Source organism: Pseudomonas sp. GW823-FHT02C02, from assembly GCF_058797635.1.
The window spans coordinates 309,120-322,141 of record NZ_JBXAJV010000007.1 but is presented as its reverse complement, the minus strand read 5'-3'; the positions used below and the strand labels follow the sequence as shown (position 1 = coordinate 322,141).

General features: G+C 59.2%; 12 protein-coding genes and 1 pseudogene. 6 read left to right on the top strand and 7 right to left on the bottom strand.

Annotation, left to right across the window (positions count from 1 at the left end; translation table 11 throughout):
- Positions 1-23: 23 nt before the first annotated feature.
- The 3 genes from AC1ROI_RS15435 to AC1ROI_RS15425 form a co-directional block, all read right to left on the bottom strand.
- Positions 24-887: a carboxylate/amino acid/amine transporter gene (locus tag AC1ROI_RS15435; protein WP_010462042.1), complete on the bottom strand. Its 864-nt coding sequence runs from the start codon at positions 885-887 to the stop codon at positions 24-26.
- A 335-nt stretch (positions 888-1,222) separates the two neighbouring features.
- On the bottom strand, positions 1,223-1,822 hold the full coding sequence (locus AC1ROI_RS15430; RefSeq protein WP_102594234.1) for an FMN-dependent NADH-azoreductase: 600 nt from the start codon (positions 1,820-1,822) through the stop codon (positions 1,223-1,225).
- A 237-nt stretch (positions 1,823-2,059) separates the two neighbouring features.
- Positions 2,060-2,374: a hypothetical protein gene (locus AC1ROI_RS15425; protein ID WP_010462048.1), complete on the bottom strand. Its 315-nt coding sequence runs from the start codon at positions 2,372-2,374 to the stop codon at positions 2,060-2,062.
- 49 nt (positions 2,375-2,423) lie between these two features.
- Between AC1ROI_RS15425 and AC1ROI_RS15420 the strand changes: the two genes are divergently transcribed.
- From AC1ROI_RS15420 to aqpZ, 5 genes and pseudogenes are all read left to right on the top strand, one after another.
- Positions 2,424-3,347, top strand: coding sequence for a PA3225 family LysR-type transcriptional regulator (locus tag AC1ROI_RS15420; protein ID WP_010462050.1), 924 nt, complete (start codon positions 2,424-2,426; stop codon positions 3,345-3,347).
- Positions 3,348-3,361: 14 nt separating this feature from the next.
- Positions 3,362-4,167: pseudogene (locus tag AC1ROI_RS15415) on the top strand (alpha/beta fold hydrolase).
- A 3-nt stretch (positions 4,168-4,170) separates the two neighbouring features.
- The gene (locus AC1ROI_RS15410; RefSeq protein WP_010462054.1) at positions 4,171-4,731 is read left to right on the top strand and encodes a peptidylprolyl isomerase A; all 561 of its coding nucleotides are present in this window, start codon (positions 4,171-4,173) and stop codon (positions 4,729-4,731) included.
- Positions 4,732-4,816: 85 nt separating this feature from the next.
- Positions 4,817-6,649, top strand: a complete 1,833-nt coding sequence (locus AC1ROI_RS15405) for an ABC transporter ATP-binding protein (protein ID WP_010462056.1) — start codon at positions 4,817-4,819, stop codon at positions 6,647-6,649.
- A 362-nt stretch (positions 6,650-7,011) separates the two neighbouring features.
- Positions 7,012-7,707, top strand: coding sequence for an aquaporin Z (aqpZ, locus tag AC1ROI_RS15400; protein WP_010462058.1), 696 nt, complete (start codon positions 7,012-7,014; stop codon positions 7,705-7,707).
- Positions 7,708-7,722: 15 nt separating this feature from the next.
- On the opposite strand, the gene AC1ROI_RS15395 is transcribed toward aqpZ, so the two are convergent.
- Positions 7,723-8,847: a GNAT family N-acetyltransferase gene (locus tag AC1ROI_RS15395; RefSeq protein ID WP_010462060.1), complete on the bottom strand. Its 1,125-nt coding sequence runs from the start codon at positions 8,845-8,847 to the stop codon at positions 7,723-7,725.
- 284 nt (positions 8,848-9,131) lie between these two features.
- Between AC1ROI_RS15395 and AC1ROI_RS15390 the strand changes: the two genes are divergently transcribed.
- Positions 9,132-10,448, top strand: coding sequence for a putative porin (locus AC1ROI_RS15390; RefSeq protein ID WP_010462062.1), 1,317 nt, complete (start codon positions 9,132-9,134; stop codon positions 10,446-10,448).
- Between the two features lie 133 nt (positions 10,449-10,581).
- On the opposite strand, the gene AC1ROI_RS15385 is transcribed toward AC1ROI_RS15390, so the two are convergent.
- From AC1ROI_RS15385 to AC1ROI_RS15375, 3 genes are all read right to left on the bottom strand, one after another.
- On the bottom strand, positions 10,582-10,818 hold the full coding sequence (locus tag AC1ROI_RS15385) for an anti-sigma factor family protein (protein WP_010462064.1): 237 nt from the start codon (positions 10,816-10,818) through the stop codon (positions 10,582-10,584).
- On the bottom strand, positions 10,812-11,423 hold the full coding sequence (locus tag AC1ROI_RS15380) for an RNA polymerase sigma factor (RefSeq protein ID WP_102594233.1): 612 nt from the start codon (positions 11,421-11,423) through the stop codon (positions 10,812-10,814). The genes AC1ROI_RS15385 and AC1ROI_RS15380 overlap by 7 nt, the downstream gene beginning before the upstream one ends.
- Before the next feature lie 153 nt (positions 11,424-11,576).
- Complete coding sequence (locus AC1ROI_RS15375) at positions 11,577-12,698, bottom strand: beta-ketoacyl-ACP synthase III (protein ID WP_077749153.1); 1,122 nt, start codon at positions 12,696-12,698, stop codon at positions 11,577-11,579.
- Positions 12,699-13,022 lie beyond the last annotated feature (324 nt).

Here is a 13,022-nt window from a genome sequence, read left to right as displayed (position 1 = left end):
TCCCACGCTCCGCGTGGGAATGATCATGCGATAGCTGGCCTGCGTACACCCAACCGACTGATCCACACCGCCATCAAAATCACCGATCCGCCGAAGAACAACCGCCCCAGCTCTTCATGCTGATTCCAGATCAACAGATTGATCAGCAACCCCACCGGCACATGCAGGTTGTTCATCACCGCCAATGTTCCACCGTTCACCATACAGGCGCCCTTGTTCCACCAGTACAACCCCAACGCGGTCGAGACCAGGCCGAGGAACACCAGCACACCCCATTGCAGCGGCGCCTCCGGCAGGAAATTCTGTTTGCCGAACATCAGGAATGCCGGTAATGCCACCGCCAGCGCGCCCAGGTAAAAGTAGCCGAAGCGTCGGTAATGCGGCAGATCGCTCGGGTGGCGCGCCACCAGATGTTTATAAAGCACTTGCCCGGCGGCGTAGGTGAAGTTGGCCAGTTGCAGCAGCAGGAAGCCCATGAAGAAATCCGGGTTGATCCGGTCGTAACGAATCACCGCCGCACCGAGCACCGCCACCAGTGCGGCCACCAGCGCCCACGGATTGAAGCGCCGATTCAAGGCATCTTCGATCAGGGTCACGTGCAGCGGTGTGAGGATGGTGAACAGCAACACTTCCGGCACGGTCAGCACCCGGAAGCTCAGGTACAGGCAGACGTAGGTCACGCCGAACTGCAACGCGCCGATCAACAGCATGCCGCGCATGAACGCCGGCTCGACTGAACGCCAGCGCGTCAACGGGATAAATACCAGCCCGGCCAACAAAACCCGCACCAGCACCGCGAAGTAACTGTCGACATGACCGGCCAGGTATTCGCCGATCAGACTGAAGGAAAACGCCTGGATCAGCGTGACAAAAAGTAGATAGCCCATGCTCGCCTCGTTTCGAATGGCGGCGACGATAGCGGGTTTTGCAGGCGATCACGAGAACACATTGATCCCTGTAGGAGCGAAGCTTGCTCGCGAAGATGCTGTGTCAGCCGCTATCTATGTTGGATCTGACATCGTCTTCGCGAGCAAGCTTCGCTCCAGGTTCGTGTTCAACCCCAAAAATCCCAGGCAAAAAAAAGCCCGATCTCGCTAAAGCGTTCAATCGGGCGACAGCACTCAGGAGCAACAAGTGCAAAGGGAGGTTCGATGCGCGTAAAGCCTTGAAGGGGTTGCGCCAGGCCACTTGAACATCAAGGGATTATCTGGCGATTAAAGCCTCAGGCCACCTGGGAAAGCTTGGCGTTGGCCTGGTTCAAGCCTTTCTCCTGGAAGTCACCGCCCAGGTTCATGCCTTCGGCGTGAATGAAGGTCACGTCGTGAATCCCGATGAAACCCATCACCTGACGCAGGTACGGTTCCTGGTGATCGGCGGTGCTACCGGCGTAGATCCCGCCGCGAGCGGTCAGCACGTAGGCGCGCTTGCCGCTGAGCAAACCTTGCGGGCCGGTCTCGGTGTACTTGAAAGTCACGCCGGCACGCAGCACATGGTCGAGCCAGGCTTTGAGGGTGCTGGGGATCGCGAAGTTGTACATCGGCGCGGCCATGACCAGTACGTCAGCGGCCAACAGTTCGTCGGTCAACTGGTTGGAGCGTTCCAGGGAGACCTGTTCAATGTCGCTGCGCTGTTCGGCGGGTTTCATCCAGCCGCCCAGCAGATTGATGTCCAGGTGCGGCACCGGGTTGACGGCGAGGTCACGCACGGTGATCTGGTCGTTCGGGTGAGCGGCTTTCCACTGGCTGATAAACGTCTGGGTCAACTGACGGGAAACCGAGTCTTGCTGACGGGCGCTGCTTTCGATGATCAGAACGCGTGACATGGGATGTAGGCTCCATCTGAGAATGCTGTAAGGCGATGGAGTGAAGGTTAAACAGAGTCATATCGATGAAAAAGCGCAAATAACTGCTATAACCCATCAATAAATTCGTTTATAAGCTGATCATGCCCTGCACCTGCAGGAGCAAGGCGTGCCCGTGAAGGGGCCGGTGTCATTCAACATCCATGTCGACTGGCACACCGTCTTTGCGGGCAAGCCTCGCCTCTACAGGGTTTTATGTCATTTGGGGGTGCAGCTCAGGTTGATGCGCATCTTGATGATGGTGCGGGTGAACTTGGCGGTGGCATTTTTGTGTTTGCCAGCGGCCACTTCGATAGAGCGGGTGCGCGGCGCTTCCGGGCCATTGTTGAAAACCACCTTGCAGATCGCATCGGTATCGCCGTAGTTGTTGACCTGAATGGATGCGATGTCGTTATCCGTGTCGTGGGCGTTGTAGTCGATCTTCATGCCGTTGAGGTTTTTCTCCACATCAATCGGGTAAGCAAACGCAGTCAGCGGCAGCAGCGCCAGCACCAAACAACAGAATTTTTTCATTCAGCAGTCTCCAATAAGGACTGCCAGCTTAGGACAAGAGGAGCTATTCATGAAAGCGCCCCGCGTGACCCTTGATCAATGGCGAACATTACAAGCCGTGGTCGACCACGGCGGTTTCGCCCAGGCCGCCGAAGCGCTGCACCGCTCGCAATCGTCGGTGAGCTACACCGTGGCGCGTATGCAGGACCAGCTCGGCGTGCCGCTGCTGCGCATCGACGGCCGCAAAGCGGTGCTGACCGAAGCCGGCGGCGTGTTGTTGCGCCGCTCGCGGCAACTGGTGAAACAGGCCAGTCAGCTGGAAGACCTGGCCCACCACATGGAGCAAGGCTGGGAAGCGGAAGTGCGGCTGGTGGTCGATGCGGCTTACCCGAGCGCCCGCCTCGTCCGCGCATTGACCGCGTTCATGCCGCAGAGCCGTGGTTGCCGGGTGCGTCTGCGCGAAGAAGTGTTGTCGGGCGTTGAAGAAGTACTGCTCGAAGGCGTGGCCGACCTGGCCATCAGTGGTTTCAGCATTCCGGGCTACCTGGGCGCGGAGTTGAGCGACGTCGAGTTTGTCGCGGTCGCCCACCCCGAACATGCCTTGCATCGCCTCAACCGCGAACTTAATTTCCAGGACCTTGAAAGCCAGCTGCAAGTGGTCATCCGCGACTCCGGTCGCCAGCAGCCACGAGACGTCGGCTGGCTCGGCGCCGAACAGCGCTGGACCGTCGGCAGCCTGGCCACCGCGGCGACGTTTGTCAGCAGTGGCCTGGGTTTCGCCTGGCTGCCCCGGCACATGATCGAACGCGAACTCAAGGAAGGCACGCTCAAGCTGCTACCGTTGGACCAGGGCGGCAGCCGCAACCCGAGTTTTTATCTGTATTCGAACAAGGACAAACCCTTGGGCCCGGCGACACAAATCCTGATCGAACTGCTGCGCACCTTCGACACCGCGCCGCTGGATGCGCCGTTCGCCGCCCCTGAACAAGCCTGACACGGAGTATCCGCATGGCCTATTTCGAACATGAAGGTTGCAACCTGCACTATGAGGAATACGGTCACGGCACGCCGTTGCTGCTGGTCCACGGGCTGGGTTCCAGTACCCTGGACTGGGAAAAGCAGATCCCGGCGCTGTCAGCCCATTACCGTGTAATCGTTCCGGATGTGCGCGGTCACGGCCGCTCCGACAAACCCCGGGAGCGTTACAGCATTGCCGGGTTCAGCGCCGACCTGGTCGCCCTGATGGAACACCTGAACCTCGGCCCCACGCATTACGTGGGCTTGTCCATGGGCGGCATGATCGGTTTTCAACTGGCCGTGGATCAGTCGCACATGCTTAAAAGCCTGTGCATCGTCAACAGTGCGCCGGAGGTCAAGCTGCGCACCCGCGACGATTACTGGCAGTGGTTCAAACGCTGGAGCCTGATGCGTGCCCTCAGTCTGGGCGCCATCGGCAAGGCTTTGGGTGCCAAGCTGTTCCCCAAACCCGAACAAGCTGATTTGCGCCAGAAAATGGCCGAGCGCTGGGCAAAAAACGACAAACATGCTTATCTCGCCAGCTTCGATGCCATTGTTGGCTGGGGTGTTCAGGAACGACTTTCCAAAGTCGCCTGTCCAACCCTGATCGTCACCGCCGACCGCGATTACACGCCGGTCTCGCTGAAGGAAACCTACGTAAAACTGCTGCCCGATGCGCGGCTGGTGGTGATCGCCGATTCCCGCCACGCCACCCCGCTGGATCAACCCGAACGCTTCAACCAAACCCTGCTCGAGTTTCTCACCGCAGTCGACACCCCCTCACTCAGGATCACTGACCCATGCTGAAAAAAATTGCCCTCGTCGCCGGCTCCGTTCTGTTTGCCGCCAACCTGATGGCCGCAACGCCCGCCGCCAAGGCGCCGCACGTATTGCTGGAAACCACCAACGGCCAGATCGAAATCGAACTGGACCCGGTCAAGGCACCGATCAGTACCAAAAACTTCCTTGATTACGTCAACAGCGGCTTTTACAACAACACGATTTTCCACCGCGTGATTCCTGGCTTCATGGTCCAGGGCGGTGGTTTCACTCAACAGATGCAGCAAAAAGAAACCAAGGCGCCGATCAAGAACGAGTCCAAGAACGGCCTGCATAACGTGCGTGGCACGCTGTCAATGGCCCGCACCTCGAACCCGGATTCGGCCACCAGCCAGTTCTTTATCAACGTCAAGGACAACGATTTCCTCGACCAGGGCGATGGTTATGCCGTGTTCGGAAAAGTCGTCAAAGGCATGGATGTGGTGGACATCATCGTCAATTCCCCGACCACCACCAAAGGCGGCATGAAAGATGTGCCGGCCGACTCTGTTTTCATCAAGTCGGCCAAAGTGATCAACTAATCTGCACAGGAGTGCTTGAGCGGCTGCCGGCATCCGGCGCCGCTCATATCGTTTAAAGGAGAGCCCGCGCGCGGGCGGAGAACTGATGCTTTATCGCCGTTTCGAGAAACTGATCGACATATTCCGCGACGCTCCGACGGCGGCTCCGCCAGATCGGGTTCTCCCCTTCTATACCTATTACTTGAAGCAGGTCTGGCCGAGTTTCGCCGCCCTGCTGATTGTCGGCCTGTTCGCCTCCTTGATCGAAGTCGCGCTGTTCAACTACCTGAGCCGCATCATCGACCTGGCCCAAGGCACGCCGAACCCCGATTTCTTCCAGGACCACGCACTTGAACTGACCTGGATGGTGGTAGTGACCCTGGTTCTGCGACCGATTTTCTTCGGCCTGCACGACCTGCTGGTGCACCAGACGCTGAACCCTGGCATGACCAGCCTGATTCTCTGGCAGAACCACCGCTATGTCCTCAAACAGAGTCTGAACTTCTTCCAGAACGACTTCGCCGGGCGCATCGCCCAGCGCATCATGCAGACCGGCAACGCCCTGCGCGATTCCGCCGTGCAAGCGGTGGATGCCCTGTGGCATGTGCTGATCTACGCCATCAGCGCGCTGGTGCTGTTTGCCGAAGCCGACTGGCGCCTGATGATCCCGCTGACGACCTGGATCGCCGGGTTCATCGGCGCGCTTTATTACTTCGTGCCGCGGGTCAAGGACCGCTCGGTGCAATCCTCCGATGCGCGCTCCAAACTCATGGGACGGATCGTCGACGGCTACACCAACATCACCACCTTGAAGTTGTTCGCCCATACCAACCATGAACAGCAATACGCCAAGGAAGCTATCAAGGAGCAAACCGAAAAAGCCCAACTGGCCGGGCGCGTGGTCACCAGCATGGACGTGGCCATCACCAGCATGAACGGCTTGTTGATCGTCACCACCACCGGCCTGGCCCTGTGGCTGTGGACGCAGTCGCTGATCTCGGTGGGCGCGATTGCCCTGGCGACAGGCCTGGTGATCCGCATCGTCAACATGTCCGGCTGGATCATGTGGGTGGTCACCGGCATCTTCGAAAACATCGGCATGGTCCAGGACGGTTTGCGGACCATCGCCCAACCGGTCAGCATCACTGACCGCGATCAGGCCAAACCGCTGGCCGTGCCCCGAGGCGAAGTGCGTTTCGAGCACGTGGATTTTCACTACGGCAAGAAGAGCGGAATCATTGGCGACCTTAACCTGACGATCAAGCCCGGTGAGAAAATCGGCTTGATCGGGCCATCCGGTGCCGGCAAATCGACCCTGGTCAACCTGCTGCTACGCCTCTATGACGTGCAGGGCGGGCGAATCCTCATCGATGGGCAGAACATCGCCGAAGTCGGCCAGGAAAGCCTGCGCGAGCGCATCGGCATGATCACCCAGGACACCTCGTTGCTGCACCGTTCGATTCGCGACAACCTGCTTTACGGCAGACCCGATGCCACCGACGCCGAGCTGTGGGAAGCGGTGCACAAGGCGCGCGCCGATGAGTTCATTCCGTTGCTGTCGGACGCCGAAGGCCGTACCGGTTTCGATGCGCACGTGGGTGAGCGCGGGGTGAAACTCTCCGGCGGTCAGCGTCAGCGGATTGCGATTGCTCGTGTGCTGCTCAAGGACGCACCCATCCTGATCATGGACGAGGCGACCTCGGCGCTGGACTCGGAAGTCGAAGCGGCGATCCAGGAAAGCCTGGAAACCCTGATGCAGGGCAAAACCGTGATCGCCATCGCCCACCGACTCTCGACCATCGCCCGGATGGACCGGCTGGTGGTGCTGGAAAAAGGCAAGATCGCCGAAACCGGCACCCACGCCGAACTGCTGGCGCATGGCGGGTTGTATGCGCGGCTGTGGCAGCACCAGACGGGTGGGTTTGTCGGTATCGATTGATATCGTGAGATCACCACCGAACCTGTCAGAGTGAGCTTTTGTGGCGAGGGAGCTTGCTCCCGTTCGGCTGCGCAGCAGTCGTAATTTCAGGCGGCCTGGTTTTTCTGACACTGTGGAGTTTTTGCCATGGGGACAGCTTCGCTGTCCAGCGGGAGCAAGCTCCCTCGCCACAAGCGCCCTCTAAATCCACCAAAAAACCGCCACAGCCTGCTAACCACAGGCCCTGGCGGTTTTTTGTGGCCGCTGGAAATCCGCAGAAACCCTGCTGTACTCAGCCAAGGTTCTGGAGATGAGCCTGTCGTAAGTCTGCAGGATGCATCACGCGATACAGTCTCGATAGGTCGCCTATCAAGGACGCTCTCATGTCGCTGTTCAAACGTTCTGTCACTGAGTTGTTAGGTACGTTCTGGCTGGTATTGGGGGGTTGCGGCAGTGCGGTGCTTGCTGCGTCTTCGCCTCTCGGAATCGGGGTGCTGGGTGTGGCCATCGCGTTTGGCCTCACCGTGTTGACCATGGCCTTCGCCATCGGCCATATCTCCGGTTGCCACCTCAACCCTGCCGTCTCCGTCGGCCTGTGCGTCGGCGGTCGGTTCCCGGCGCGGGAATTGCCCGCGTACATCATCGCCCAGGTGATTGGCGCCATTATCGCCGCCGCTCTGATCTACTACATCGCCAGCGGCAAGGAAGGCTTCGACCTCTCCGCCGGCCTGGCGTCCAACGGCTACGGCGAACACTCCCCGGGCAAGTACTCGATGGCCGCGGGCTTTGTCTGTGAACTGGTGATGACTGCGATGTTCGTGCTGATCATCCTCGGTGCCACCGACAAACGTGCGCCCGCCGGGCTTGCACCGATTGCCATCGGCCTGGCCTTGACGCTGATTCACTTGATCTCGATTCCCGTCACCAACACTTCGGTCAATCCGGCCCGCAGCACCGGTCCGGCGCTGATGGTCGGTGGCTGGGCCATCGCGCAATTGTGGATGTTCTGGGTGGCACCTCTGTTGGGCGCGGTGATCGGCGGCGTGACCTATCGCTGGCTAGGCAAGGAAGGCACTTGAGGCCACGGGCGAGGATCATGCTTGCCGATAAGGCAACGCGGTCCTCGCTTCCTCGGCATAGGCCAACACCCCAAGACGCTCCTGGTGAAGGAAGTCTTTGACCGCGGCTTTCAGTCCCGGATGACGCAGATAGTGCCAGGAATGGGTGATCACCGGTTCGAACCCGCGAATCAGCTTGTGTTCGCCCTGGGCGCCGGCGTCAAAACGCTGGAAGCCATTGGCAATTGCGTAGTCCATGCCCTGGTAGAAGCAGGTCTCGAAATGCAGGCGGTCGAACTCCGCCAGGCAGCCCCAGTAACGCCCGTAAAAACTGTCGCCGCCCACCAGACTGAAGGCCATGGCCACGGGTCGTGAACCTTGCTTGGCCAACACCACGCGAATGGCTTCGGGCATGCGCTCGGCCAACAGACTGAAAAATTCCCGCGTCAAATAGGGCCGTTGCCTACGCACTGCGTAGGTATTGGCGTAGCAGGCATAGACAAAATCCCACTGCGCCTGATCCAGCTGCTTGCCTTCCAGCCATTCGAACTCAATACCCTGCCCCGCCACTTGCTCGCGCTCTTTGCGCATCTGTTTGCGTTTGCGCGAACTGAGGACGTCGAGGAAGTCTTGAAAGTCCCGATATCCGCGATTCTGCCAGTGGTACTGACAGCCGATCCGCTGCAACCAGCCGGGTTGTTCGGCCAATGCCGCATCGGTGAAAGGGTCTGTGAAGTTGATGTGGGCGCTGGAGAGTTCTTCGATTTCAAGGTAGCCCGGCAGGCTCTTCAGTAGTTCAAAACCGTCCTCGACATTACGCGCCAGCAACCGTGGCCCACTGACCGGGCTGAACGGCACGGCGGTCAACAGCTTCGGGTAATAGTCGATGCCGGCACGCTCGCAGGCATCGGCCCAGGCGTGATCGAACACGTACTCGCCGTAGGAATGCCACTTGCGGTAACTGGGTAACGCGGCGATCAGACGCCCTTCTTCGAGGTGCAACAGATGCTCGGGCTGCCAGCCGGAATGTGGGCCGAGGCTGCCGCTGTCTTCCAGTGCACTGAGAAAGGCATGGCGTAGAAACGGCTGATTCTCCGGCACCAGGGCATCCCACGTGCGCGGACCAATATCGGACAGGCTTTCCAGACGTTGCAGCGGCATTGACACCCTCTCGACTTCTTCGCGTAACAGCCCGGCGAGTATCGCCTATCGCCCGCCATTACACATCCGTCAAAACCGCCTGACAGGGTTCTGGATCAAAAGTTCATACGGTCTTTGTATCGTCATCGAGACGCCATCACTTTGCCACCGCTCTGTAATAAACCATCGCGATACTGGCGCCAGTTTTTAGAGCGTCGGGTTCTACCCGGCCACTGTTTCCGTCCCTCAACGGTCGGTTGTGTCCCGGATGGCTCAGTCATCCCCTTACATCTTCGGAGATTGATATGCGTCTTGCTTCCACGAAAACTGCGGCGGCCCTGTGTGGCGGTCTGCTGCTGGCCATGAGTGTTCCGGCCAGTGCCGCAGTCGACGCCAAACTGCTCGACATGCTTAAGGCAAACGGCTCGATTACCAATGCGCAATACAGCGAACTGCAAGCCGAGCTGGCCAGGGATCAAAAAGATCAGCAAATCGCCCGTCAGGCTCAGCAAGAGACCAACGAGCAGATCGCGGCCACCGCGAAGAAAACCAATGAGCTGAGCACCTTCGACCAGAAACTGGCCTGGGCTGCCAAGACCCAATTCAAGGGCGACGTGCGTTTCCGTCAGGAAACGGTCAAGAACGATGGTGTCTCGAACAACCGGGACCAGGACCGTCAGCGCGTTCGTGCCCGTCTGGGTGCCTATACCGAAATCAACCCGCAAGTCGACACCGGTATCCGTATCGCCACCGGCAACAACGACGACGCGCGTTCCACCAACCAGAGCCTGGACAACTACTTCGACAAGAAGTCGATCTGGCTGGACCAGGGTTACGTCGACTACCACCCGGACGCGATCAAGAACCTGCACATCGTTGGCGGCAAGATGCCACAGCAATGGGTGAGCATGGGCGACATCATCTGGGATAGCGACATCAGCCCTGAAGGTCTGTCCGTGTCGTATAAATACCCGCTGGGCGCCAGCACCGAGGTGTTCGGTAGCGCCGGCCACTACACCCTCAAGGACAACGTCGACGGCGACGGCGTACAGTTCAAGCACGACTTGCGTCTGTACGCCGGCCAGTTGGGCGCGCGCTTCGCCCTCACCGACAACCTGAAACTGACTCTGGGTGGCAGCGTCTACGGCTACGACAACGACGACGACATCACCGCCGGCGGCACCAGCATCCCGTCCGTACTGGCCACCAACGGCAACACCCCGAACGAGCAATTCAAACTGTACGAAGGCTTTGGTCAGATCGACATCACCGGCCTGCCACTGCCGCTCTCGCTGTACGGTCAGTACGTCAACAACAAAGACGCCAGCAACGATCAGGATTCTGCCTGGCTGGCCGGTGTAAAGACCAAGTTCTATGGCTTCGCCGTGGACTACAACTACCGCGACGTGCAGCGTAACGCCGTGGTCGGCGCCTTCACCGACTCCGACTTCGCCAACGGTTTCACCGGTTCGCGTGGCAGCAAGTTGAAAGTGAGTTACGAGCTGGACAAGAACTTCGCCCTGGGCGCGACGTACTTCATGGCTAACTCTGACTACACCAACGCCAACCTCAAGGATTCGGACATCAACACTCTGCAACTGGACGCCGAAGCCAAGTTCTAAGCAGTACCGCTCCACGCCTCAGGTCATGGACGCTTGAGGCGCTTTACAGTCTGGCGTGGATGGATCGATCCCCATCATCCGTTCGATGCATCCACGCCGGCCTGCTTCTGTTCCCTGCGATAACGCCACGACTTTACGGAATGTCCTTGCGACGCTCCGCAGCGAGACGTTCGGCGAGTGCATCGACCTCCGGCACAGCCTCCTCCGGCAAGACGCGCAGCGTCTGCTGCATCAAACGCATCTGACGAATGAACCGCCGGCAATTGGGGCAGAACATTAAATGATGCCGCACCAGCAACTTCTCCCTAAAGCTCAACTGGCCATCGAGATAATCACTGGCGCGTGCCACTTGCTCCTTACAGGTCAGCATTCGCCGGTTTCCTCAAAATGCTCCACGGTCGCAAAGACCTTCAACCGTGCCCGATGCAGCAGCACGCGAACATTGGAGAGCGATATGTCCAGAAGATTACAGATGTCTTCCAGTTCCAGTCCCTGACGCTCGCGCAACAGCAAGACGCTGCTTTGCAGTTCCGACAGGCTGAGCAACGTGTGTTCGAGGCACTCGCGCAACTCGCGTTCGGTGAGCAACGCCTCCGGGGTGTCTTGGTGCCAGGCGAACGGCGCCACCAGCCAATGGCCATCAGCGGACGAAAAACGATCATCATCAATCGTGCCATGGGGCGATGGAAGGTCATCAAGCAGCACCTCGCGACGGTTCTGCTTGTAACGGCCCTTCGCCGCATTGGCGGTGATGGTCAGCAACCAGGTCTTGAGGCTCGAACGCGCCTCGAACTTGCTCAGGTTGCGCACGACCGACAGCCACGCATCCTGCACCACTTCGTCAGCATGCCGGTTGCCGACGATCGCATAAGCGACTGCACGCATCGGGCTCTGGTAAGTGCTGACCAACTCTTTGAAGGCTTGTTGTTCACCTGCCAGCAATCGTTGCAGCAGTTGCGCGTCGTCAGCCGCCATTCACAAACCCCTTGTCCTGACCTCGAAAAATGAGTCAGCAGGGCGTCGCCGTCGGCAACGTCCTGCTGTCATTTCCGAAAACTACAGCGTCCCGACTGCTTCGGCTGTAGGAAAAACCACCGCAAATCAACGGAAATAACGACAGCCTTTCCCTCAACGCTTGCGCAACAGCACGCTACCAATCGAGTAACCCGCGCCGAACGAACTGAGCACGGCCAGGGAACCGGCGGGCAGATCATCCTGATGTTTGTGAAAGGAAATCACCGACCCGGCGGAGCTGGTGTTGGCGTAGGTGTCGAGAATCACCGGGGCTTCTTCTTCGGTGGCTTCGCGGCCCAGCAGTTTCTTCACGATCAGGTGGTTCATGCTGAGGTTCGCCTGGTGCAACCAGAAACGTTTCACGTCACTGACGTTGAGCTTGTTCTCTTCCAGGTGCGTAGCGATCAGCTCGGCCACCATCGGGCAGACGTCGCGGAACACCTTGCGGCCTTCCTGCACGAACAGTTTGTCCTTGGCTCCGATGCCCTCTTCCGCCGCGCGGTTGAGGAAGCCGAAGTTGTTGCGAATATTGTTGGAGAACTTGGTCAGCAGTTTGGTGCTGACGATGTCGAACTGGTACGGGGAGGTCGCCAGGTCGGCACGCTCGATGATCACCGCCGTCGCCGCGTCGCCGAAGATGAAGTGGCTGTCACGGTCGCGGAAGTTCAGGTGACCGGTGCAGACTTCCGGGTTGACCATCAGGATTGCCCGGGCCTGGCCCAGTTGCACGCTGTTGGCGGCCGCCTGGATGCCGAAGGTCGCCGAGGAGCAAGCCACGTTCATGTCGAAACCAAAGCCCTGGATACCCAGCGCTTCCTGGACTTCGATGGCGATGGCCGGGTAGGCGCGCTGCAGGTTGGAGCACGCCACAATGACGCCGTCGATGTCGGCGGCGGTCTTGCCGGCACGCTGCAAGGCTTGTTCGGCTGCGCCGATGGCCATCTGGCAAAGCACCGACCATTCGTCGTTGGAACGCTCAGGCAGACGCGGCGCCATGCGTTGCGGGTCGAGGATGCCATCCTTGTCCATCACAAAGCGGCTTTTGATACCGGAAGCTTTTTCGATAAACGCAGCGCTGGATTCGGTCAACGCTTCGACTTCGCCACGAGCGATGGCGTCGGCGTTATCGGCGTTGAATTGCGCGACGTAAGCGTTGAAAGACTGCACCAGCTCTTCATTGGAGATGCTGTTGGCCGGGGTGTACAGGCCGGTGCCGCTGATGACGACGTTATGCATGGTCGTTTCTCTAATCTGTTCAGGCAGAAAGCGTTGGCACCGACGTACCAACACACAAAGGGTCTGTTCCCGTCACGGAAAGCACACCTGGCATCGCTTTATTCCGTACCGCCCGAACCTTGAGAGGCTCAAAACTGCGGGACCGGCGTTTATAGGCGCGAAGTTTGCCATAAACATTGGGTTTTGGCGCCATTTTGCTCGATGACTCCCACCTGCCAGGCAATACAAAAACCTGTGGGAGCGAGCCTGCTCGTGATGGGGCCATCACCTCCAACATCTATGTCGACTGTGATGCCGCCAGCGCGAGCAGGCTCGCTCCCACAG

Bases quoted from the DNA above. Each gene is read 5' to 3' on its own strand.
- AC1ROI_RS15435 (WP_010462042.1), bottom strand. From the start codon at position 887: ATGGGCTATCTACTTTTTGTCACGCTGATCCAGGCGTTTTCCTTCAGT.
- AC1ROI_RS15410 (WP_010462054.1), top strand. From the start codon at position 4,171: ATGCTGAAAAAAATTGCCCTCGTCGCCGGCTCCGTTCTGTTTGCCGCC.
- AC1ROI_RS15385 (WP_010462064.1), bottom strand. From the start codon at position 10,818: ATGCTGACCTGTAAGGAGCAAGTGGCACGCGCCAGTGATTATCTCGAT.
- AC1ROI_RS15425 (WP_010462048.1), bottom strand. From the start codon at position 2,374: ATGAAAAAATTCTGTTGTTTGGTGCTGGCGCTGCTGCCGCTGACTGCG.
- AC1ROI_RS15390 (WP_010462062.1), top strand. From the start codon at position 9,132: ATGCGTCTTGCTTCCACGAAAACTGCGGCGGCCCTGTGTGGCGGTCTG.
- AC1ROI_RS15405 (WP_010462056.1), top strand. From the start codon at position 4,817: ATGCTTTATCGCCGTTTCGAGAAACTGATCGACATATTCCGCGACGCT.
- AC1ROI_RS15375 (WP_077749153.1), bottom strand. From the start codon at position 12,698: ATGCATAACGTCGTCATCAGCGGCACCGGCCTGTACACCCCGGCCAAC.
- AC1ROI_RS15380 (WP_102594233.1), bottom strand. From the start codon at position 11,423: ATGGCGGCTGACGACGCGCAACTGCTGCAACGATTGCTGGCAGGTGAA.
- AC1ROI_RS15430 (WP_102594234.1), bottom strand. From the start codon at position 1,822: ATGTCACGCGTTCTGATCATCGAAAGCAGCGCCCGTCAGCAAGACTCG.
- AC1ROI_RS15395 (WP_010462060.1), bottom strand. From the start codon at position 8,847: ATGCCGCTGCAACGTCTGGAAAGCCTGTCCGATATTGGTCCGCGCACG.
- aqpZ (WP_010462058.1), top strand. From the start codon at position 7,012: ATGTCGCTGTTCAAACGTTCTGTCACTGAGTTGTTAGGTACGTTCTGG.
- AC1ROI_RS15420 (WP_010462050.1), top strand. From the start codon at position 2,424: ATGAAAGCGCCCCGCGTGACCCTTGATCAATGGCGAACATTACAAGCC.